The sequence below is a fragment of the Phenylobacterium sp. genome (assembly GCF_036501465.1).
Lineage (GTDB): Bacteria > Pseudomonadota > Alphaproteobacteria > Caulobacterales > Caulobacteraceae > Phenylobacterium.
This window is the reverse complement of sequence record NZ_DASYAF010000140.1, coordinates 66,366-85,923: the sequence shown is the minus strand read 5'-3', so window position 1 is coordinate 85,923 and position 19,558 is coordinate 66,366. Positions and strand designations below refer to the sequence as shown.

Sequence of the window (19,558 nt, the reverse complement as noted above, 5' to 3'; positions counted from 1 at the left end):
GAAGTCTTACAGGCCGCGGCGAAGGAAGCCGCTACTTCGGCTGGTCCTTGTGCTTGTCGTCCGGCTTGCCGCCGCCACCGGGATGTGGTTGCGGCGGATGCGGCTGTGGCTGGCGCTGCTGTTGCTGGGCGGCGCGCTGGGACGCCTCGGCCGCATGCTGCTGAGCGGCCTCCGCGGAATGTTGCTGGGCCGCCTGGGCCTGGCGCTGCACGGCTTCGGCGGCGTGTTGCTGGGCCGCCTGCGCCTGCTGCTGGTGCTGTTCGGCCTGCTGGCGCTGTTGCGCCATCTGGGCCTGAGCCTGATGCGCCGCCTGGTCGCGGGCGTGGTTGGCCGCCTCGGCCTGCGCACGCTGGGCCTGGCGGGCCTGGTCCTCGTGCGCGCGGTTGTTGGCGGCCTCAGCCTGAGCGCGCTGGGCCTGCTGAGCCTGGGCCTGCCGCGCCTGGTCTTCGCGGGCGTGGTTGGCCGCCTGCGCCTGCTGCTGGTCGTGCGCATGCTGCTGCTGTTGCTGCTGACGCGCGACCTCCGCCTGCGCCTTCTGGTCGTGCGCCTGCTGCTGGGCCTGGGCGGTGCGGTTGGCCTCCGCCTGGCGCCTCTGGTTCTCGGCCTGGGCGCGCTGTTGCTGGTCGCGGCCCTGCTGGGCGGCCAGCTGCCGGGCGGCCTGGTCCTGGGCGGCGCGTTGCCCAGTCTGCTGCTGGCGGGCCAGCTCGGCCTGCCGGCGCTGGTCCTCCGCCTGGCCGCGCTGAGCGGCCTGCGCTTGCATCCGCTGTTGCCGGGCCTGGGTCTCGGCCTGGGCGCGTTCGGCGGCGTTGCGCTCGAAGCCCGGACCGTTGGCAGGACCGCCTTGGGGACCATTGCCAGGGCCGTTGCGCGCGAAGCCGGGCCGGGCCTCGCCGGGCGGCAGCGGACGCGGCGCCTGCGGCGCGGCGGCGACCACCGCGGCGGTGCGCTGGGCGTAGGCCTGGCGGTGGGCGCGCTCCTGCTGCAGGGCGGCGAAGCGCGGCTGCTGCTGTTGGGCAAGCTGGTCGTGGACCTGCCGCCACTCAGTATTGCGGTCGCGCTCTTCGCGCCAGCGCTGCTGGTAGACCAGCATGTCGTCGCGGCGCGCCCGCCAGTCGGCGGCATAGGCGGCGCGGCGTTGGTCGTGGAGTACGGCGTAGTGAAGGTTCCGCGCCCGGAACAGGTACTGGGCAGCGATCTCGATCAGGGCCGGGCCATAGTCTTGATAGGGCCGGCCGTAGCTGTCGTAGACCTCCACGAGCTGGCCATCGTCGTAGGCGTAGCAGTAATGCGGGTCGCGCACGAAGAACGGGTATTCGCTGTCGCTGCGGTAATAGTAGATCCGCTCGCCGTCGGGCGTGTCCTCGACCACCCGGTATTCGCCGTCGTCCGAACGCCAGACCCACGGCGCCTCGCCCTGGTAGTCGACGGTGTAGTCCGGCGGGCTGTCGGCGAAGGCGTCGTTCAGCTGATAGGCGGCGTCCACATAGCCGTAGACCGGCCGCGGCGGGTTCGCGAGGCGCACGATCGGCGGCGCGGGCGGCAGGGCCGGCGGCAGCGGCGCGGCGCTCTCCGGCGGCGGGGCGGCGGTGGCCAGCGGCAGGCTGGCGATCGGCGCGCCGGTGGCCGGCTGGGTTCCATCGGTCTTGTTGCAGGCGGCGAGCGCCAGGCTCGCGGCCGCAACGGTGGTCAGCAGGATCAAGCGGTGTGACATGGCGCTCTAACCCCTCGTTAGCTTCACCGTTCCCAACTCGAACCGGGAAATCATCGGTCCTCCAACATGAACAACGCCCGAACCCGGATTTCAGGCCGGCGCAGGGTTTCGGAAACTCCGCTTGACGATCGTTTTCACAAGCGTAATTTATTACACGTGTGATACGAATGGAGTCCGCCCATGGTCATTCGCGAAGCCCTCCCCCTCTGGTTCGCCGACGCCCGCCCGGCCCGGCGCATGCCGCCGCACATGCGCGCCGCGATCATGTTTTCGATCGGCGCCCACGCGGTGATCCTGGCCTATCTGGCCTATGCCAAGTTCGTGGGCCCGGCGCCGATCGTCGAGACCTCGGACAACCCGATCATCGCCACGATCTACAAGCCTCCGCCGCCGCCCGAAGCGCCACCGCAACCCCGGACGCCCCACGACCCGCCGCCCATCAAGTTCCACGACACCGAGCTGCACGACCTGCCGCCGATCCCGCCGCTCAATGTCGAGGTTCCGAGGCCCGACCCGGCGCCGGATCCCGGCCCCATCAAGCTCGCCGACGCGACGCCCAAGCCCAAGCCGCCGCCGGTGATCGTCAGCCCCAACTGGCTGAAGAAGCCGACCGGCGCGGAGATGGCCGACGCCTATCCCGACCGGGCCATCCGCATGGGCATCAGCGGCTCGGCCACCCTGGCCTGCCAGGTGACGGCCACGGGCACGGTGCAGAACTGCCGCGTCGCCGCCGAGACGCCGGTCGAGGCCGGTTTCGGACCCGCGGCGCTGAAGCTCGCGCGGCTGTTCCGCATGAGCCCGCAGACCCAGGACGGCCAGCCGGTGGATGGCGCGACCGTCCAGATCCCGATCCGCTTCAGCGTCCGCTGACTGAAGCTGATCTTGTTGGGCGCCCGGCCGGGCCTTCGGCTTCTCCCAATCGGCCTACCTGGCCGGCTGGGCGCCCAGCTTGCGGGTCAGGTATTCGGCGGTCGCCGTGTCGGCCTTGAGCCAAGAGGCATAGCGCAGGAAGCCGTGGATCTCGTCGGGGATCACCAGCTCCTCGAAATCCACGCCCTTGGCGTGGAGCCGGCGGGCCAGGTCGATGGTCTCGGCGAAATGGACGTTCCGGTCATCGTCGCCCTGGATCAGCAGCACCGGCGAGGTCCAGGTGGCGATGTCGGCGTCCGGCGAGGCCTTGAAGGCCGTCTCCATGGCCGCCGCCAGGTCGCCCTTCTCATAGCGGTCGAGGCGCGCGCCATACTGGCGGGCGATGCTGCGCGACCAGTCGTGGACGCCATGGTAGTCAACGCCGGCCTTGAACAGGTCGGAGTTGCGCGCCAGGCCCAGCGCCGTCAGCAGGCCGCCGTAGGAGCCGCCCCAGATGCCGATCCGCTTGGGGTCGACGCCCGGGACCTGCTGCAGGAACCGCCCGCCGGAGGCCACGTCCTGGTATTCCGACGACCCGGCCGCCCCGCCCTGCGGCGCGTGCTGGAAGTCCCAGCCGTAGGCGATGCCAAGGCGGTAGTTCACCGACAGCACGGTGAAGCCGTGCGCCGCCAGGTATTGGTTCACGGCGTAGGAATTCGAATAGTAGTCCATGTAGGACCAGCCCAGCATCATCTGCCGCGGCGGGCCGCCGTGGACGAAGATCACCCCGGGCGTGGCCTTGGCGCCGGGGGCCTGGAAGAGCTGGCCCTCGATGGTCCAGCCATCCGGCGCCTTCCAGGTCACCTTCTTGGGGACCACGAACTTCGCGCCGGCGAACTCGGCCGGCGGCGCCTGGCCGGCCAGCTGCTTGCGGCCCGAGCCACTCATGGCGATCACGTCCACGGCGGGCGGGTTCTTCGCATCGGCCCCGATGAAGGCCACGCCGCCGGAGACCGTCGCCGGACTCCATTCCAGGGTCGTCCCGGCGGTGAGCGCCACCGGCGCGCCGCCGTCCGTGGAGACCCGGAAAAGGTGGCGCCGCTGATTGTCGTCGGGGTCCTTGCCGGTGTTCGCCGAATAGACGATCGCCTTGCCGTCGCGGGTGCGGGCCATGTGCTCGACCATGAAGGCGCCCGGGGTCAGCAGCTTCGCCGCCCCGCCGCTCGCCGGCACGGCGTAGAGGTGCGGCCAGTTGTCGGCCTCCGACAGGAAGGTCAGGGCCCCGTTCCCCGCCCAGTCGAGGTTCGCCTGGCCGGCCACGTCCGGATAGGAGCCGTGCAGGTCCTCGCCGCTCTTCCAGACCTGTTTGCCCGCGCCGGTCGCCACCTCGGCCGTCCAGATCGCCCAGGGGCGCGGCTGACGGGTCAGGATCGGCGGCGGCGCGCCGCCGCGGCCTGGCTGGCGGGTGAAGGCGATGCGCGCGCCGTCCGGCGCCCAGACCGGCTCGCGGTCGACGCTGGTCGAGGGCGCGAGCCACTCCAGCGGCTGGGCTTCGCCGGAGAAGACGCCGATGAAGGCGTGGTCGCCGTCCCGCGCCGAGGCGAAGGCGAGCTTGCCGCCGTCCGGAGACCAGGCGAGTTCGCTGTCCTTGCCGCGATCGAAGAACAGCTTCTTCGCGCCCGTGCCGTCCAGCTTCGCGGTCCAGACGGCGCCGTCCTTCACATAGGCGAGTTCGCCCTTCGACGAGACCGCCGGCGCGTCGCCCTCGGCGATCTTCGCGGCCGGCTTGGCTCCGGTGGGATCAGCAAGCCACAGGGTGACCTTCGGCTGTTCGGTCGCATCGGCCGGGTCGGGCGCCAGGTTGCCGGCGGCCGGCCAGTTGGCGTCGTGGTCGCCGCCGCGCACGAAGACCAGGGTCCTGCCGTCCGGCGAGAAGGTGAGCTGGGTCAGTTCCTGGCCGTCATCGGCGGTGAACTGGGTCACCTGGCGCGGCGCATAGTCCGGCCCGCTCGCCGCCCAGACGTTGCGCACGCCTTTCACGACGCGCACCCAGGCGACGACATCGGCCTTCGACGCGCTGACCAGCCCCAGGGTGAAGGGATAGGCCAGGGCGTCGGCGACGCTGAAGCCGTCCGCAGCCCTCGCCGCGGTCCCCATGAGCAAAGCCGCGGCAGAAACGGCCACAAGATATCCACGCATACCCTTGTTCCCCCTCAATAACTCTTCGCCTCAATAGCTTTTGGGCAGACCCAGCACCCGCTCGGCGATGAAGTTGAAGATCATCTCGCGGCTGACCGGGGCGATCCGCGGGATCATCGCCTCGCGGAAATAGCGCTCGACGTCGAATTCCTTGGCGTAGCCCATGCCGCCGTGGGCGAGCACCGCGGCCTCGCAGGCCCGGAACCCCGCCTCGCCGCCCAGGTATTTCGCCGCATTGGCCTCGGCCGCGCAATCCTGCCCGGCGTCGTAGAGGGCGGCGGCCTTGAAGGCCATCAGGTTGGCGGCCTCCAGCTCCGCCCAGACCCGGGCCAGCGGATGGGCGACGCCCTGATTCTGGCCGATCGGGCGACCGAACACCACGCGTTCCTTGGCGTAGGCGGCGGCCTTCTTCAGCGCCGCGCGCCCCAGGCCCACGGCCTCGGCGCCGATCATCACCCGCTCCGGGTTCAGCCCCTCCAGCAGGTAGTAGAAGCCGCGCCCCTCCTCGCCCACCAGGGCGTCGGCCGGCACGTGCAGGTCGTCGATGAACACCGCGTTCGACTCCACGGCCTTGCGGCCCATCTTGGGGATCGGGGTCGCGGCGATCTTCTCGCGGTCGAAGTCGACGTAGAACAGGCTGATGCCGTCGGTGGCCTTCTTGACCTCGGCGCGCGGCGTGGTGCGGGCCACGATCAGCATCTTGGTCGCCCGCTGGGCCATGGTCGTCCACATCTTGCGGCCACGGATCACATAGCCGTCGTTGGTGCGGGTGGCCCGGGTCGAGAGGCTGGTGGTGTCGAGGCCGGCGTCGGGCTCGGTGACGCCGAAGCACATCCTGTCTTGGCCGGCGATCAGCCGCGGGATCAGCTTCCGCTTCTGCTCCTCGGTGCCGAACTTCGCGAGCGGCATGGGCCCGAAGATGTTCAGATGAAGGGCGCTGGCGCCGGAGAAGCCCGCGCCGCTTTCGGCCACCGCCTGCATGGCGATGGCGGCTTCGGTGAGGCCCAGGCCCGAGCCGCCCAGCTCCACCGGCATGGCCGCGCCCAGCCACCCGGCCTGCGCCATCGCCGCCACGAAGGCCTCCGGGAAGTCGCCGGTCTCGTCGGTCCGGCGCCAGTATTCGGCGTCGAAGCGGGCGCAGAGCTTCAGCACCCCCTCTCGGATCGCCTGCTGGTCGTCGGTGAAGCCGTAGGCCGTGGTCATGCGCCCTTCCCGGGATTGAACCTCGCAGGATCGAGGCGGGCCGCATAGGGGCCGGGATCACGCCCCGTCACGCAAGCCGTCACGACCTCAGCGACCAGCGGCGCGAGCAGCCAGCCGTTGCGCCGCGCGCCGACAGCGAGGATCACGTTCGGCGACGTAGACCAGCCCACAAGCGGCAGGCCATCCGGTGTGGCTGCGCGAATGCCCCGTTCCGCTTTGTAGGCGTGGGCGTCCCCGTGAGCGAACAGCTTTCCAGATCCGGCGACGAGATCCCCGAACGCTTCAGCGTCGAATTCAAGATCCGATCGACCCGGTTCCATCGTTGCGCCGAACACCAGCCCCTCCGAAGACGGAACCGCATAGCCCCAGGGTGAGCGGATGGAGACACCGCTCCCCTTCACGTCGCCGTAGCGCAGGATTTGGCCCTTGATCGGCGCCAAAACATCCAACTCGGGCGCGAGGCTCGCCAGCCCTCGGTCGTAGCCCACCGCAAACACCAAGACGTCAGCCGTGGCCAACTCCGTCACCCGCTCGGCCCGGAAAACTACGCTCGAGGCTTCACAAGCCCTGCGCAGCGCGACGAGCGTCGGCCTTGGCTCCAATCGCCAGTCTTCGCGTACCAGAAGACCCCTTTGCAGGGCCGGTGAAATTTTGGGCGCTATGGTCTCGAACGGGTCCGGGGGCGACACATTTGGTCCCAAGGCGTCGATTGTTGCCCGGCCAACCTCCGTCGGACGTACGCCGAGCCGTGCCAGCGCAGCGATCTGTGCGTCGAGCCACGCGTCGTCGCCAACCGCCAATGCGCCGGACCTGTCCAACGTAATGCCAACGCGCGCTTCCAGAGTGGCCCACTGATTCCGCGCGGCGAACAGCAGGTCGGCCTGAACCAACATCTCGGGTTCAAGCGCACTCTCGAAAGCCGGGGCCAACATTCCCGCCGCGACCGACGAGGCGCGACCGAAGCCTTCGGGATCAAATACCGTGACCGCGCAACCGGCGTCGGCCAGCGCCAGCGCCGAGCTCAGGCCCAGCGCGCCAGCCCCCGCCACGATCACCTGCGCGCCCCGGCTCATGCGCCTTTCCAGCCCTCCACGGACATGAAATCAAGGGCGCCATGACCGATCTCGTCACCCTTCGCCACGAAACCCGCCCGCGCGGCCGGATCGCCCACGTCGCCATCGACAACCCGCGCAAGCTGAACAGCCTCTCGAGCGAGGTGATGGCCGCGTTCGTGGTGATCTTCGAGGCTCTGGCCGGCGAGCCCGACCTGCGCTGCGTGGTGCTGAGCGGCGCCGGCGACAAGGCCTTCATCGGCGGCGCCAACATCGACGAGATGGCCGCCATCGCATCGCCCGCCGAGGCGCGCGCCTTCATCTTGAAGGTCCATGCCTGCTGCCGCGCGATCCGCGACCTGCCCGTCCCGGTGATCGCGGCGGTGAACGGCTGGTGCCTGGGCGCGGGGCTGGAGGTGGCCGCGGCCTGCGACATGCGCCTAGCCGCCGAGACCGCCGCCTTCGGCATGCCGGAGGTGAAGCTGGGCATCCCCTCGGTGGTCGAGGCCGCGCTGCTGCCGCAACTGATCGGCTGGGGCCGCACGCGGCGCATCCTGATGACCGGCGAGACCTTCACGGCCGCGGACGCCCTGGCCTGGGGTTTCGTGGAGGCGGTCCATCCGGCCGCCGGGCTCACCGCCGCGGTCGACCATCTGCTGGACCTGCTGCTGGAGGCCGAGCCGCAGGCGGTGCGCCTGCAGAAGGCGCTGATCCGCCGCTGGGAGGACGCATCCACCACCGACGCCATCGCCGCCGGGGTCGACGCCTTCGAGGACGCCTGGCGGGGCGAGGAGCCGCGCCGGGCCATGGCCCGCTATCTCACCGACCGCGCGGCGCCGAAAAAATCCTGATCGTCATGGCCGGGCTTGTCCCGCCACCCATGATCTCAGGCGACGGAGAACCTGGTTCGACGCCAAGGCGACAGACTCCCCCGGCGTCGGCGTTCATGGGTCGCCGGGACAAGCCCGGCGATGACGGTCATGTTGAAGTAAGTTCGTGGGCGTGAATCTCGCCCCAGCCCTGGTGCCACTCGGGCTCGCCCGCGAAGCGGTCCGCCAGGAAATCCACGAACGCCCGCACCTTGGCCGCCAGGTGCCGCGCGTGCGGATAGACCGCGTGGACGTGGATGAGCTGGGGCTCGTAGGCGCACAGCAGCGCCGTGAGGCGGCCCGCGCGCAGGTCGTCGGCCGCCGCGAAGGCCGGGGTGACCGTGATCCCCAGGCCCCGGCGGGCGGCCGCGACGCAGGCGTCGGCGCCGCCGAACTTCAGCCGGCCGTGCACCCGAACCTCCTGGCGGTCGACGCCGCCGCCATAGGTCCAGATGGTGGGATCGCGCATGTTGTTGTCGAGGATCGCCTCGTGCCGGGCGAGGTCCTGCGGGCTCGCCGGCGCGCCGGCCGCCTGCAGGTAGGCGGGCGAGGCGCAGGTGACCAGCCGCACCGGCGCCAGCTTGCGGGCGATGACCGAGCTATCCGGCAGGTCCCCGATCCGCACCGCCACGTCGAAGCCTTCCTCCACGAGGTTCACCATCCGGTCGGTGACCGAGACATCGATGGAGACCTCCGGGTAGGCGGCGGCGAAATCGAGCAGGGCCGGCGTCAGCTGGTTCGCGCCGAACGACACGGGCGCGGAGATGCGCAGCAGGCCGCGCGGCCCGCTCTGGTCACGCACCGAACCTTCCAGGGCCTCGAACTCCTCCACCAGGTTGCGGGCGCGTTCGAGATAGGCGCGGCCGGTGTCGGTCAGCGAGACGTCGCGGGTGGTGCGGTTGAGCAGCCGCGCGCCGAGCCGGTTCTCGAGCCTGGCCACCAGCTTGGAGACCTGGGCCGACGACACCCCGAGCCGCCGGGCGGCGTGGGTGAAGCTGCGCGCGTCGGCCACCGCGGTGAAGGCGTTGATCTCGTCGAAGCGGTCCATGGGGAATTATATCCCAATCGGCAATAAACTGGACGATGTCCCAGAGATTATCGACAGCGGGATGTATGCGCTGAGCAGCCAGGCCTTGCGTTCCCCCTTCGTTCCGATAATGTCGAGTGCAGGGAGGGACCAATGGTCCGTGGCCTAACTGTCCTGATTGTCGTGGCCGTTGCAGTGTCTGCAAGCGCTACCGATGCGGCCGGCAAGCGGCGCCTCCGCACCCACCGGTCGGTCCATCTGGAGGACGGGCTTTATACGACGCCTGACCGGAAGGTGACCTGTAGGGTCCTAGGCGACAGGATGAGCTGTTCCAACCGCCAGGTTCTCATCCTCTGCGCGCAGTTCGTATGCGCCCCCCATTTTGAGGGGTTGGACTACAATGACCCTATGGCGATCCGAGGGGTGGATGAAACGTCTCCCGCGCGAAAGGTCCTGGCGCCGGGCGCGGAGATTGAGGTCAGCGAAGTTTCCTGTTCCATCCATCGGACCTACATCGACTGCCTACTGCCGGACGCTCGGGGCGGCTTCCAGATGAGCGATTTCTTCGTTCGCAATACGAACATCGACACCGCCCCGCGCGGCTGGCCCTGGGATGGACATCACTACTCCGCCAAGGATCGTTACCCCTACCCTCTCTAGTCGTCGGGATAGGGATCGCGATAGCGGGCGGTAGCGTCGCGCAAGCGTTGATTGAATTGTTCCTGGCTCATTGCGCCGTGACCTCCGCCCGGTAGCGATATCCAAATTTTGTTCAGGTTCGCAGCGATCTGCGGCCAATATTTCTCGTCGGCCAGATCGCCACTAAGATCGCGGCCGGTTGCCGCCCGGTAGGCGTCATCCGCGCGATACCACGCTCCCTTGTCCTGATTCAGGGGCGTAAAATCCGAGAGGTCGGGGTGGCTTTGGACAAGTCCATCCCAGGTCGGATTGTTGATCTGATAGCGTCCCGCCGCCGTGGTCTTCACAACCTTACCCGAACTGTCGGTGTATTTGAGCAGACTGTTGGGATGGCGACTGTAGTCCGTCTGGCCATCCGGCCCGAGGGGTATGTGTCTTAGCGGCTGATGAGGCGCGGTGGCCAGGATGTCATAGCCCGGCGCCTCGCCGCTCGACAGGACATCCAGAAATCCAAGGTCCTGGTTCGCCCAGGCGGTCTTCGGCGGCGGCGGCGTCCTCGCTGCGGCATCGACGGCATCGCCCGTCACCGCCGATTCGGGAGGTGCGCCGTAGTCCGTTTCGATGGGCGGCGTGGGCGCGGAACCGGAAGGCGCCGTCTCGTCGTCGGTCTCATACGCCTGATCTTCGGGCGTCCGCAGGGCGGACCAGGCTGCGTTCCATGCGTTGTTCTTCGCCTGGGCGATCTGGCCCGGCGTTCGGCGGTACCAAGCGTCCAGGGTCTCGGGATCAGCGTCGTCGTCGATCATCTAAGGCTCCAGGCAAGGTCGAAGGCGCGCGAGCGGCGCGTCGGTCATGAGGGTGGAATGGACCGATTGCTGGAGCCGAGATCCTCGCGAAAGCGCGAGCACAGCGTCAGTTCGAAGACTGGATGCTACGCTAAATCTGAATACCGGTCAAGAACAAATATAGAACATCTTCGTTCCGGTAAGCCAAGCAGAGATTTCCCAATTGGAAACGGACTTGTTCGAAATTGCCCGATTATCAACGCATCGTGATGGGTCCATCTCTCCGCCCGACAGCGCAACACCGCGTCGAGGAGCAATCCAGATGGCCAAGACCCGCAAGATCGCCGTGATCGTCGGCAGCCTCCGCAAGGAGTCCTATTCGCGCAAGCTCGCCAAGGCGATCGCCACCGTGGCGCCGGCGAACCTGCAGTTCGACTTCGTCGACATCGGCCAGTTGCAGCACTTCAACCAGGACCTGGAGGCTACGCCCACCGCCGAGTGGACGGCGTTCCGCGACCAGGTGCGCGGCGCCGACGCGGTGCTGTTCGTGACCCCCGAATACAACCGCGGCCTGCCGGGCGTGCTGAAGAACGCCATCGACGTGGGCTCGCGCCCCTATGGCCACAGCGTCTGGAACGGCAAGCCGGCGGCGGTGGTCTCCAACAGCCCCGGCGCCATCGGCGGCTTCGGCGCCTACCACCAGCTGCGCCAGTCGCTGGTGTTCCTGAACATGCCGACCGTGAACCAGCCCGAGACCTATGTCGGCGGGGTGGCCCAGATGTTCGATGAGAGCGGCGAACTGATCAACGAGGCCAGCCGCGAGTTCCTCGCCGGCTTCGCCCAGACCTTCGCCGACGGCATCGAAAAGCACGTGGCGTAAGACGATGACGCTGCCCACCCTCTTCATCCCGCACGGCGCGGGCCCCTGCTTCTTCATGGACTGGACGCGGGGCCCCGCCGACACCTGGGACAGGACCGCGGCCTGGCTGAAGGGCCTGGTGGCGAACCTGCCTGAGCGGCCGAAGGCGATCCTGGTGGTCTCCGGCCACTGGGAGGCGCCGGTGTTCACCGTGGGCTCCTCGCCCAGGCCGCCGATGCTGTTCGACTACTACGGCTTCCCCGAAGAGACCTATCGCCTACGCTTCGATGCGCCCGGCTCGCCGGCGCTCGCGAAGCGCGTGCGCGAACTGCTCGAAAAGGCCGGCGTCTCGACCGCCGAGGCTGTCGAGAGAGGCTACGACCACGGGGTCTTCGTGCCCCTGCTGCTGGCGACGCCCGACGCCGATATTCCCGTGGTGCAGCTTTCCCTGCGCCATGACCTGGACCCTGAGGCGCACCTGGCCGCCGGCCGGGCGCTCGCACCCTTGCGCGACGAGGGCGTGCTGATCGTCGGCTCCGGCATGAGCTGGCACAACATGGCCGGCTTCAGCCCGGCGTTCACCGCCAAGTCCCAGGCCTTCGACGCTTGGCTGGAGACCGCCATCGCCGATCCGGCGACCCGCGACGCCGCCCTCGCCCACTGGGATCGGGCTCCCTATGCCCGCGACGCCCATCCGCGCGAGGAGCACCTGGCGCCCCTGTTCGTCGCCGCCGGCGCGGCGCAGGGCGAGCCGGGACGCGTGGCGTTCCGCGATGTCGCCATGGACGTGGCGCTCAGCGGCTACGAATTCGGCGTGGCGGCCTAAGCCGCTTCGGCTTCCGCGACGGCCTTGCGACGCATTTCCAGCGCGGCCTCTATCGCCTCGAACAGGCGCGCCGCCTCGATCGGCTTGGCGACGAAGTCGTCCATGCCCGCGGTCGTGTATTCCGCCACCTGGTGGGCCATGGCGTTGGCGGTGAGCGCGATGATCGGGGTGCGCGCGAGCTTCGCGGCCCGCTCGCGGGCGCGGATCATGCCGGTCGCGGTGGGCCCGTCCACCTCGGGCATCTGCACGTCCATCAGGATCAGGTCCCAGGGCTCGCTGGCCCAGGCCTCGACGGCCTCGCGGCCGTTGCCGACGATGGTGGGCTCGATGCCGACCTGGGCCAGCAGGGTGCGCAGGACCAGCTGGTTCATGCCGTTGTCCTCGGCGGCCAGGATGCGGATTTCGGCCCCGTCCTCGACCGCTGCCGTCGCCTCGCCCGCCGGCCGCGACGTGCGCTCCGGCGCGTTGGCTATCCGCTCCAGCGGCAGCTCGACGGTGAAGGTCGCGCCCTCGCCCGGCGTGCTCTCGGCGTGGATCTCGCCGCCCATCAGTTCGGCCAGGTCGCGGCAGATCGCCAGGCCCAGCCCAGTGCCGCCATAGCGCCGCGTCGTCGAGGCGTCGGCCTGTTCGAACTTCTGGAAGAGGCCAGCCAGCTTCTCGGGCGCGACGCCGATGCCGGTGTCGGCGACCCGTAGCCTGAGGCGCCGGCCGCGCCGCGACAGGGTCACCGTGACCCCGCCCTTTCCGGTGAACTTCAGGCCGTTGGAAATCAGGTTGTAGAGGATCTGGCGGACGCGGACGCTGTCGCCGACATAGACGCCGCGCGCCGCCGGCTGGACGTTCAGCGTCAGCGCCAGGCCCTTGGCCTGGGCGGTGGCCGTGAACGCATTCACTCCGCCCTGCGCGATCTCCTCCAGGTCGAACTCGGCCTGTTCCAACTCCAGCTTGCCGGCCTCGATCTTGGACAGGTCCAGCACGTCGTTGAGGATCGCCAGCAGGCTCTCGCCGGACTGGCGGATGACGTCCAGGCGCCCGCGCTGCTGGGCGTCGAGCGTGCCGGTGGCCATGGCCTGGGCCATGCCGAGCACCCCGTTCAGCGGCGTGCGGATCTCGTGGCTCATGGTGGCCAGGAAGGCGGACTTGGCGCGCGTGGCGCTCTCGGCTTCTTCCTTGGCGTGGATCAGGGCGCGTTCCTGCGCCTTGCGCTCGGTGATGTTCTGAAGCGCGCCGATCATCCGCAGCGGCTGGCCGGCGTCGTCGGTCAGGTAGCGCACCGCGCCCTGCACCCAGACTTCCTTGTCGTCGGTGCGGCGGACCCGGTATTCGGGGCGATAGGGCGCGCCCTCTTCCTCGTGGCGGCGCCACGCTTCCTTGACCTGCGGCAGGTCACGTTCGTCGATGGTCGACCAGATGTCGCCGGACAGCTTCTTGTAGTCGAAGGGCTCGGTGTAGAAGTTCATCTCCGCGCCGATGGTGATCAGTTCATGGCGGCGGAAGTCCAGCTCCCAGACGTGCATGTCGGCGATCTCGATCGCCAGGCGCAACCGCTCCTCGGAACGCTCCGTGCGCTCCAGCGCCTCGACCATGCTGGTGACGTCGTGGGAGTTGATGATCAGGCCCGCGACCTCGCCGGTGGCGTTGCGCCAGGGGGTCAGCTCCACCTGCAGCCAGATGGTGGAGCCGTCGGGGCGGTCCAGCGGCACACGCTCGGCCCGCACGGACTCGCCGGCCAGGCAGCGGTCGTAGACCGGCTTCCACTTCACGTGGGAATTGGGGAACAGATCGTAGAGCGAGCGGCCGATCACCTCGCGGCCGACCAACTGGCGGCTCTCGATCCAGCGCGGGCTGGCGGAGACCACCCGCATCTCGACGTCGGTCATCAGCAGCGACAGAGGCGCGGTGTCGATGATCTGGGCGACCATGCGCTGGGCGATGTCGCTTTCGCGCCGGGCGGCCTCGCGGGCGAGCCTGGCCTGAACCCGGCTCCACTCGTCGGCGACCACGTCGGCGAGGTCCTGCAGGCGCGCAGCCAGCTCGGCGTCATAGGGGGTCGCCTGAGGCCCGGCGATCACGAAGGCGCCGGGCCGCGAGCCGTCCTCCAGGCGGATCGGCGCGGCGACGTAGAGACGCAGATACGGAGCTTGAGTGACCGCGGGGCGATCGCGATAGGTGGGGTCCTGGCTGAGGTCGCCCAGCCAGATCAGTTCGCCGCGCTCGGCGGCCAGGCTGGCGATCGGGGCGCTCTTCGGGGCCTCGCCATAGGGTTCGTGGCTGCGCCACGCCAGGCCCTCGTGCAACAGCACCACCGAGGCCTCGGCGTGCGGGAACAGGGCGCGCGCCAGCCGTCGCGCCCGGTCGAAGACCGGGGTCGACTCCTCCAACCCGAGCGGCGCGGTTGGCCGACCCTGTTCGGTCATGGATGCTCCCCGAGATAGCACGGCCAAGCCTGCGCCCCGGCCGGTTAAGAAAGGGCTCTAATCCGGGCCAAGTCCCCGCCGGGCCACGACTAATCGCCGCAGCACGATCCCGCTGGCGGTGGCCACGTTCAGGGAGTCGAAGCCGCCCGCCATGTCGATGCGCACCGTGCGGGCCCGGCCGAGCAGCGCGGCCGGCAGGCCGGGCCCCTCCGCGCCGAACAGGACCGCCGTGCGCGGGCCGGGGCTGAAGTCCTCCAGCTCGATCTCACCGCGCGGCGACAGGGCAGCCAGTGCGAAGCCCGCCTTGGCCAGCCTCCCAGCCATGGCCTCGGCCGACCCGGCGCGGGCAAAGGGCGTGGTCAGGGCCGCGCCCACCGAGACGCGGATGGCCTTGCGGTAGAGCGGGTCGCAGCAGCCGTCGTCCAGCAGCACCGCATCGGCCCCGAAGGCGGCGGCGTTGCGGAACAGGCCGCCCATGTTGTCGTGGTTGGCGATCCCGGCCAGGCCCACCACCAGCGCCCGCGCAGGCAGGCCGGCGAGGAGGTCATCCAGCGACGGCTCGGCGCGGGTCCCGGCCGCCAGCACGCCGCGGTGGATGTGGAACCCCGCCACCGCGTCCATCACCGCCTGGCCGGCGGCGTAGACGGGAACCTCCGCCGGCAGGCATCCCAGCCGCTCGCTGAGGGCCGCCAGGCGCTGCTCCGCCACCAGCACCGAGCGCAGCGGATGGCGCCCGGCGGCGACCAGCTTCTCCAGCACCACCACGCCCTCGGCGATGAAGCCGCCGTCCCGGCCCACCAGGTCGCGCTCGCGCACCTGGCGGTAATCGGCCAGGCGCGGGTCGTCCGGATCGTCGATGCGGATCGGATTCAGCACGCCGCCTTCTGTCACGACCGCGCGAGCCGGCAAAGTTGACTCTGGCGTCACGATCCAATCTATACGATGTTCAGTTCAAGCCGTTCACTTGGGAGGACGCACCATGGCCGATGGCAATTTCGCCAACCTGTCGGAGGTCCGCGCCAAGGCGCGCGAGGACGCCTACGCCGCCCCGCTGGAAAGCCTGAACCCCGCCCAGCCCGAACTGTTTGAGGCCGACGCCATGTGGCCGATCTTCGAGCGCCTGCGCGCCGAGGACCCGGTGCACTACACCGCCGAGCACGAGTTCGGGCCGTACTGGTCCATCTGCAAATACAACGACATCATGGCGGCGGACACCAACCACCAGCAGTTCTCGTCCGACTTCCTGAAGGGCGGGATCACCATCGCCGGCGGCCAGGCGAACATGGATCCACTGCCGATGTTCATCGCCATGGATCCCCCTAAGCACGACGTGCAGAGGAAGGCGGTGAGCCCGGCCGTCTCGCCCTCCGCCCTGATCGACATGGAGCCGGTGATCCGCGAGCGGGCCGGCGCAATCCTCGACGCCCTGCCGATCGGCGAGGAGTTCGACTGGGTCGACCTGGTGTCGAAGGAACTGACGGCGATGACGCTCGCCACCCTGTTCGACGCGCCGCAGAAGGACCGCCGCCGGATCACCTATTGGTCCGACGTGGTGACCGCCGCGCCCCGGCCCGGCGGCCTCGTCGAGACCATCGAGCAGAAGCTCGGCATCTTCACCGAGTACCACGCCTATTTCACCGGGCTGTGGAACGAGAAGGTCAACGCCGCGCCGACCGGCGACCTGATCTCCATGCTGGCGCACCATCCGGACACCCGGAACATGGAGCCGCGCGAGTACTTCGGGAACGTGGTGCTGCTGACCGTGGGCGGCAACGACACCACCCGCAACACCATCTCCGGCTCGATCCTGGCGCTGAACCAGAACCCGGATCAGTACCGGAAGCTGCGCGAGAACCCCGGCCTGATCCCCTCGATGGTGTCGGAGACCATCCGCTGGCAGACGCCGCTCGCCCATATGCGCCGCACTGCGCTTGAGGACGTGGAGTTCCAGGGCAAGACCATCAGGGAAGGCGACAAGGTGGTCATGTGGTACGTCAGCGGCAACCGCGACGACGAGGTGATCGAGAACCCGAACGCCTACATCATCGACCGCGAGCGGCCGCGCACCCACATGAGCTTCGGCTTCGGCATCCACCGCTGCGTGGGCAACCGCCTGGCCGAGCTGCAGCTCAAGATCATCTGGGAAGAGATCCTGGCCCGGTTCCCGGTGATCGAGGTCACCGGCGAGCCGAAGCGGGTCTTCTCGACCTTCGTGAAGGGCTACGAGACCATGCCGGTGGTGATCCCAGCCCGGGCCTAGTCCCTAGGCCACCTGACGGAAGACCGTCATCTGCGGCTCGACCTCGGGTTTGGCGGCCAGCGCCGCCTCGATCGCCGCGATCAGGCCGGGGCCCGACACCGGCTTGGTCACATGGCCGTCAAGCATGGCGGCCTCGTCCTCGGTCATGTCCGGCAGGCCGCCCAGGGCCACGATCGGAGTCGGCGACCAGCCCATCTTGACCTCGGCGGCGCGGATCATCTGGGCGGCGGCCAGGGCGCCCTCGATCTCCGGGTCGATCAGGAAGAGGTCGCAAGGCTCGTTGCGCCAGACGTCGATCACCGCGGCGCCGTCGGCGACGATCTGCGGCTCGGCGCCGATCTGCGAAAGCACGGCGCGCAGCTGCAGCTGATGGGCGCCGTTCACCTCCACGGCGAGCACCCGCAGGCCGCAGGTCGCGGCGGTGGAGACGGGCCGGTCCGCCAGCTCGGCGAAGGTGGTGAGCGGCTCTGGCTGCGGCGCGGCCACGGGCTTGGGCGACGGCGCGGCGTCGGCCAGCATCGCCGGATCGATCAGGGCGGCGAAGGTCGCGCGCAGATGCTCCGCCGAAGCCTTGAGGTCGCTCATGCGGCTGCGCACCGAGGCGGCCAGGCGGCGATCGGACGCCATGGCGCCGGTCTGGGCGATCAGGCCGTCCAGCGCCGGCAGCGCCGAGCCTTCCACCGTCTCGAGGATCGTCTGGCTGATACCGGCCAGGCGGGTGAGCGCGCCAACGGCCTCGGCCATGGCGTCCTCGGCCTCGCGGTCCGTGGTTCTGCGCCCGCGGCGCGCGCCCGAGAACCAGCCCGTCGCACGCCTGTCCTTGGCGCCAGCCTCACGCGGCCGCGCCTCCGTCCGGTCTTCCGACATCACCCACCCCTATTTTGCGGGCAGGATGACCGATCTTCGCCAAAGTCCGGTTAATCGCCGCCGCGATCAGGCGTCTTCCGGCGGGCGGTCGATCAGGTAGAGCGCGCCCGCCGACAGCTTCTCGGCGATGTCCGGCGGCAGTTGGCCGTCCGGCTGGGACGCGTTCATCGCCGCCATGCCGCGCCCCAGGGCCCAGATGGCGCGAGCGGCGTTTTCCTGCTGGCGCGCCGGGATGCGGCTGTCGGCCTGCACCGCCGCCTGGTAGGCCAGGAACGCCCGGTCCTCCGCCTCGCGCATCTCGGCGTGGCGCGCCAGCATCCGTTCGTTGAACATCAGCGAGAACAGCGCCGGCTTGGTCCGCAGGAAGCTGAAGAACGCCCGGTGCCCGCCGCGCATCGGCGAGCCGATCTCCGGGTCGGCCTGCAGGGCCATGATGTCGCGTCGCAGGGTCTCCAACCCCTCCATGGCGAGGTGGAGCAGCAGCTCCTCCTTGCTGGCGAAGTAGTGGTAGATCGATGCCAGGCCCACGCCGGCGGCCTCAGCGATGACGCGCAGGCTCAGGTCCTCCGCCGGCTGGGTCGCGAGCAGCTGCGCCGCGGCCCCCAGCACGCGCGAGCGCACCCCGGCGGTTTCGATCGATCCGGGCCTGGCCCTGACGTTCATCCCCTTCACCCCGGCGAGTCGGACCTCGCTCTTCGAGGCAGCATGCGCGCCGCACCTAGCGGAAAGGAAGCGCTCTCTTGTCGAATGGCGTTCGAAGGCGCCTCATCAGGGCTTCAGGATCACGCGAGACGCCCGCGAAGACGGCGCCCGCCCAGGGAGGTCCGAGATGTCGTCCAAAGCCTTCGCCATCGCCTTCGCCTGCACCGCGCTCACGGCGCTCTGCGCCACGCCCGCGCTGGCGCTGACCGATCCGACCGCCGTCGCCAAAGGCTACCGCGCCCCGCGCGACGGCTTCGGCCACCCCGACCTCTCCGGAACCTGGGGCACGGCCACCATCACCCGCCTGGAGCGCGACCCGAAGCTGGGCGATCGGCTGGTGCTCACCGCCGCCGAGGTGGCCGCCCTGGAAGGCTCCATCGCCGCCGGCAACGCCAAGGCCGCCCTGCCCACCGATCAGAAGCTTTCGGTCGACCAGGTGGACTGTGGGGTGAAGGGCTTCTCCGGCGTCGCCTGCGGCTACAACAACTTCTGGGTCGATCCCGGCACCAAGGTGATGCGCATCGCCGGCGAGCCGCGCGCCTCGATCCTGGTGTCGCCGAAGGATGGCCGGGTCCCGATGACCGACAGCGGGACCGCGCGCCAGCGGGCGGCCTTCGGCAACGCCCAGGTCGGCAACTTCGACGGCCCGGAACGCCGCCCCCTGGCCGAGCGCTGCCTGGTGGGCTTCGGCTCGACCTCCGGCCCACCCATGCTGCCGGTGCTCTACAACAACCACTACGCCATCGCCCAATCGAAGGACGAGGTCGCCCTGCAGGTGGAGATGGTCCACGACGTTCGCATGATCCGCGTGGGCGGCGTCCACGCGCCGGCGAGCATGCGTGAATGGATGGGCGACTCGATCGCCCACTGGGAGGGCGAGACCCTGGTGGTCGACACCACCAACTTCCGGCCCGACCAGACCTTCCGCGGCGCCACGATCAACATGCACGTGACCGAGCGGCTGACGCGCATCTCTCCCACCCAGATCCTCTATCAGTTCCGGGTCGAGGACCCGGCGACCTTCAAGGCGCCGCTGGAGGGCGAGGTCGCCTGGAACCTGACCAAGGACCACATCTACGAATACGCCTGCCATGAGGGGAACTACGCCCTGCCCGGCATCCTCGCCGGGGCCCGCAACGCCGAGAAGCAGGGCAAGGAGATGGAAGGCAACCGCGGCCAGGTGAAGGAAGAGGGCGAGCGGTAGCGGGCGCCGCGCGGGCTGGGGCGGCGTTCCATCGCTCCGCCCCGCTCGAATAAATCTTATTTCCCTCCAATACTAATATTCTAACTCAC

General features: G+C 69.4%; 16 protein-coding genes. 6 read left to right on the top strand and 10 right to left on the bottom strand.

What is annotated here, in order from left to right:
• Nucleotides 1-31 precede the first annotated feature (31 nt).
• Nucleotides 32-1,711 (bottom strand): hypothetical protein, encoded by a 1,680-nt coding sequence (locus tag VGL85_RS15270; RefSeq protein WP_331589817.1) that lies wholly within the window; start codon nucleotides 1,709-1,711, stop codon nucleotides 32-34.
• Nucleotides 1,712-1,891: 180 nt separating this feature from the next.
• On the opposite strand from VGL85_RS15270, the gene VGL85_RS15265 reads away from it, so the two are divergent.
• Nucleotides 1,892-2,581, top strand: coding sequence for an energy transducer TonB (locus tag VGL85_RS15265; protein ID WP_331589816.1), 690 nt, complete (start codon nucleotides 1,892-1,894; stop codon nucleotides 2,579-2,581).
• A 54-nt stretch (nucleotides 2,582-2,635) separates the two neighbouring features.
• Here the strand turns inward: VGL85_RS15265 and VGL85_RS15260 are convergent, their stop codons facing one another.
• The 3 genes from VGL85_RS15260 to VGL85_RS15250 all read right to left on the bottom strand — a co-directional run bounded on the left by VGL85_RS15260 (nucleotide 2,636) and on the right by VGL85_RS15250 (nucleotide 7,035).
• Nucleotides 2,636-4,717 carry a S9 family peptidase gene (locus tag VGL85_RS15260; RefSeq protein ID WP_331589815.1) on the bottom strand — a complete coding sequence of 694 codons (2,082 nt, stop codon included), beginning with the start codon at nucleotides 4,715-4,717 and terminating at the stop codon, nucleotides 2,636-2,638.
• A gap of 72 nt (nucleotides 4,718-4,789) precedes the next feature.
• Nucleotides 4,790-5,962 carry an acyl-CoA dehydrogenase family protein gene (locus VGL85_RS15255; RefSeq protein WP_331589814.1) on the bottom strand — a complete coding sequence of 391 codons (1,173 nt, stop codon included), beginning with the start codon at nucleotides 5,960-5,962 and terminating at the stop codon, nucleotides 4,790-4,792.
• Nucleotides 5,959-7,035 carry an FAD-dependent oxidoreductase gene (locus VGL85_RS15250; protein WP_331589813.1) on the bottom strand — a complete coding sequence of 359 codons (1,077 nt, stop codon included), beginning with the start codon at nucleotides 7,033-7,035 and terminating at the stop codon, nucleotides 5,959-5,961. The genes VGL85_RS15255 and VGL85_RS15250 overlap by 4 nt, the downstream gene beginning before the upstream one ends.
• A 41-nt stretch (nucleotides 7,036-7,076) precedes the next feature.
• Between VGL85_RS15250 and VGL85_RS15245 the strand changes: the two genes are divergently transcribed.
• Entirely contained in the window at nucleotides 7,077-7,865 is a 789-nt protein-coding gene (locus tag VGL85_RS15245) for an enoyl-CoA hydratase (protein WP_331589812.1), read from the top strand.
• Nucleotides 7,866-7,992: 127 nt separating this feature from the next.
• Here VGL85_RS15245 and VGL85_RS15240 read toward each other — a convergent pair whose 3' ends face one another.
• Nucleotides 7,993-8,931 (bottom strand): LysR family transcriptional regulator, encoded by a 939-nt coding sequence (locus VGL85_RS15240; RefSeq protein ID WP_331589811.1) that lies wholly within the window; start codon nucleotides 8,929-8,931, stop codon nucleotides 7,993-7,995.
• A 635-nt stretch (nucleotides 8,932-9,566) separates the two neighbouring features.
• Nucleotides 9,567-10,355 (bottom strand): hypothetical protein, encoded by a 789-nt coding sequence (locus VGL85_RS15235; protein WP_331589810.1) that lies wholly within the window; start codon nucleotides 10,353-10,355, stop codon nucleotides 9,567-9,569.
• Between the two features lie 301 nt (nucleotides 10,356-10,656).
• Between VGL85_RS15235 and VGL85_RS15230 the strand changes: the two genes are divergently transcribed.
• Together VGL85_RS15230 and VGL85_RS15225 are read left to right on the top strand one after the other, a co-directional pair.
• Nucleotides 10,657-11,214 (top strand): NAD(P)H-dependent oxidoreductase, encoded by a 558-nt coding sequence (locus tag VGL85_RS15230; protein ID WP_331589809.1) that lies wholly within the window; start codon nucleotides 10,657-10,659, stop codon nucleotides 11,212-11,214.
• A gap of 4 nt (nucleotides 11,215-11,218) precedes the next feature.
• The gene (locus VGL85_RS15225; RefSeq protein WP_331589808.1) at nucleotides 11,219-12,019 is read left to right on the top strand and encodes a class III extradiol ring-cleavage dioxygenase; all 801 of its coding nucleotides are present in this window, start codon (nucleotides 11,219-11,221) and stop codon (nucleotides 12,017-12,019) included.
• On the opposite strand, the gene VGL85_RS15220 is transcribed toward VGL85_RS15225, so the two are convergent.
• A complete protein-coding gene (locus tag VGL85_RS15220; protein ID WP_331589807.1) occupies nucleotides 12,016-14,436 on the bottom strand; it encodes an ATP-binding protein in 2,421 nt (806 codons plus the stop codon). The genes VGL85_RS15225 and VGL85_RS15220 overlap by 4 nt on opposite strands.
• A 57-nt stretch (nucleotides 14,437-14,493) precedes the next feature.
• Nucleotides 14,494-15,309, bottom strand: a complete 816-nt coding sequence (locus tag VGL85_RS15215) for an RNA methyltransferase (protein ID WP_331589844.1) — start codon at nucleotides 15,307-15,309, stop codon at nucleotides 14,494-14,496.
• A 106-nt stretch (nucleotides 15,310-15,415) separates the two neighbouring features.
• On the opposite strand from VGL85_RS15215, the gene VGL85_RS15210 reads away from it, so the two are divergent.
• Nucleotides 15,416-16,696, top strand: coding sequence for a cytochrome P450 (locus tag VGL85_RS15210; protein ID WP_331589806.1), 1,281 nt, complete (start codon nucleotides 15,416-15,418; stop codon nucleotides 16,694-16,696).
• 3 nt (nucleotides 16,697-16,699) lie between these two features.
• On the opposite strand, the gene VGL85_RS15205 is transcribed toward VGL85_RS15210, so the two are convergent.
• Both VGL85_RS15205 and VGL85_RS15200 read right to left on the bottom strand, forming a co-directional pair.
• Nucleotides 16,700-17,563 (bottom strand): hypothetical protein, encoded by an 864-nt coding sequence (locus VGL85_RS15205; RefSeq protein ID WP_331589805.1) that lies wholly within the window; start codon nucleotides 17,561-17,563, stop codon nucleotides 16,700-16,702.
• 66 nt (nucleotides 17,564-17,629) lie between these two features.
• Entirely contained in the window at nucleotides 17,630-18,226 is a 597-nt protein-coding gene (locus tag VGL85_RS15200) for a TetR/AcrR family transcriptional regulator (RefSeq protein WP_331589804.1), read from the bottom strand.
• Between the two features lie 166 nt (nucleotides 18,227-18,392).
• On the opposite strand from VGL85_RS15200, the gene VGL85_RS15195 reads away from it, so the two are divergent.
• The gene (locus VGL85_RS15195) at nucleotides 18,393-19,469 is read left to right on the top strand and encodes a hypothetical protein (protein ID WP_331589803.1); all 1,077 of its coding nucleotides are present in this window, start codon (nucleotides 18,393-18,395) and stop codon (nucleotides 19,467-19,469) included.
• Nucleotides 19,470-19,558: the final 89 nt, after the last annotated feature.

Coding starts and splice junctions, on each gene's coding strand:
- VGL85_RS15205 (WP_331589805.1), bottom strand. CDS start 17,563: ATGTCGGAAGACCGGACGGAGGCGCGGCCGCGTGAGGCTGGCGCCAAG.
- VGL85_RS15210 (WP_331589806.1), top strand. CDS start 15,416: ATGGCCGATGGCAATTTCGCCAACCTGTCGGAGGTCCGCGCCAAGGCG.
- VGL85_RS15270 (WP_331589817.1), bottom strand. CDS start 1,711: ATGTCACACCGCTTGATCCTGCTGACCACCGTTGCGGCCGCGAGCCTG.
- VGL85_RS15235 (WP_331589810.1), bottom strand. CDS start 10,355: ATGATCGACGACGACGCTGATCCCGAGACCCTGGACGCTTGGTACCGC.
- VGL85_RS15250 (WP_331589813.1), bottom strand. CDS start 7,035: ATGAGCCGGGGCGCGCAGGTGATCGTGGCGGGGGCTGGCGCGCTGGGC.
- VGL85_RS15245 (WP_331589812.1), top strand. CDS start 7,077: ATGACCGATCTCGTCACCCTTCGCCACGAAACCCGCCCGCGCGGCCGG.
- VGL85_RS15225 (WP_331589808.1), top strand. CDS start 11,219: ATGACGCTGCCCACCCTCTTCATCCCGCACGGCGCGGGCCCCTGCTTC.
- VGL85_RS15195 (WP_331589803.1), top strand. CDS start 18,393: ATGTCGTCCAAAGCCTTCGCCATCGCCTTCGCCTGCACCGCGCTCACG.
- VGL85_RS15240 (WP_331589811.1), bottom strand. CDS start 8,931: ATGGACCGCTTCGACGAGATCAACGCCTTCACCGCGGTGGCCGACGCG.
- VGL85_RS15220 (WP_331589807.1), bottom strand. CDS start 14,436: ATGACCGAACAGGGTCGGCCAACCGCGCCGCTCGGGTTGGAGGAGTCG.
- VGL85_RS15230 (WP_331589809.1), top strand. CDS start 10,657: ATGGCCAAGACCCGCAAGATCGCCGTGATCGTCGGCAGCCTCCGCAAG.
- VGL85_RS15200 (WP_331589804.1), bottom strand. CDS start 18,226: ATGAACGTCAGGGCCAGGCCCGGATCGATCGAAACCGCCGGGGTGCGC.
- VGL85_RS15260 (WP_331589815.1), bottom strand. CDS start 4,717: ATGGGGACCGCGGCGAGGGCTGCGGACGGCTTCAGCGTCGCCGACGCC.
- VGL85_RS15265 (WP_331589816.1), top strand. CDS start 1,892: ATGGTCATTCGCGAAGCCCTCCCCCTCTGGTTCGCCGACGCCCGCCCG.
- VGL85_RS15255 (WP_331589814.1), bottom strand. CDS start 5,962: ATGACCACGGCCTACGGCTTCACCGACGACCAGCAGGCGATCCGAGAG.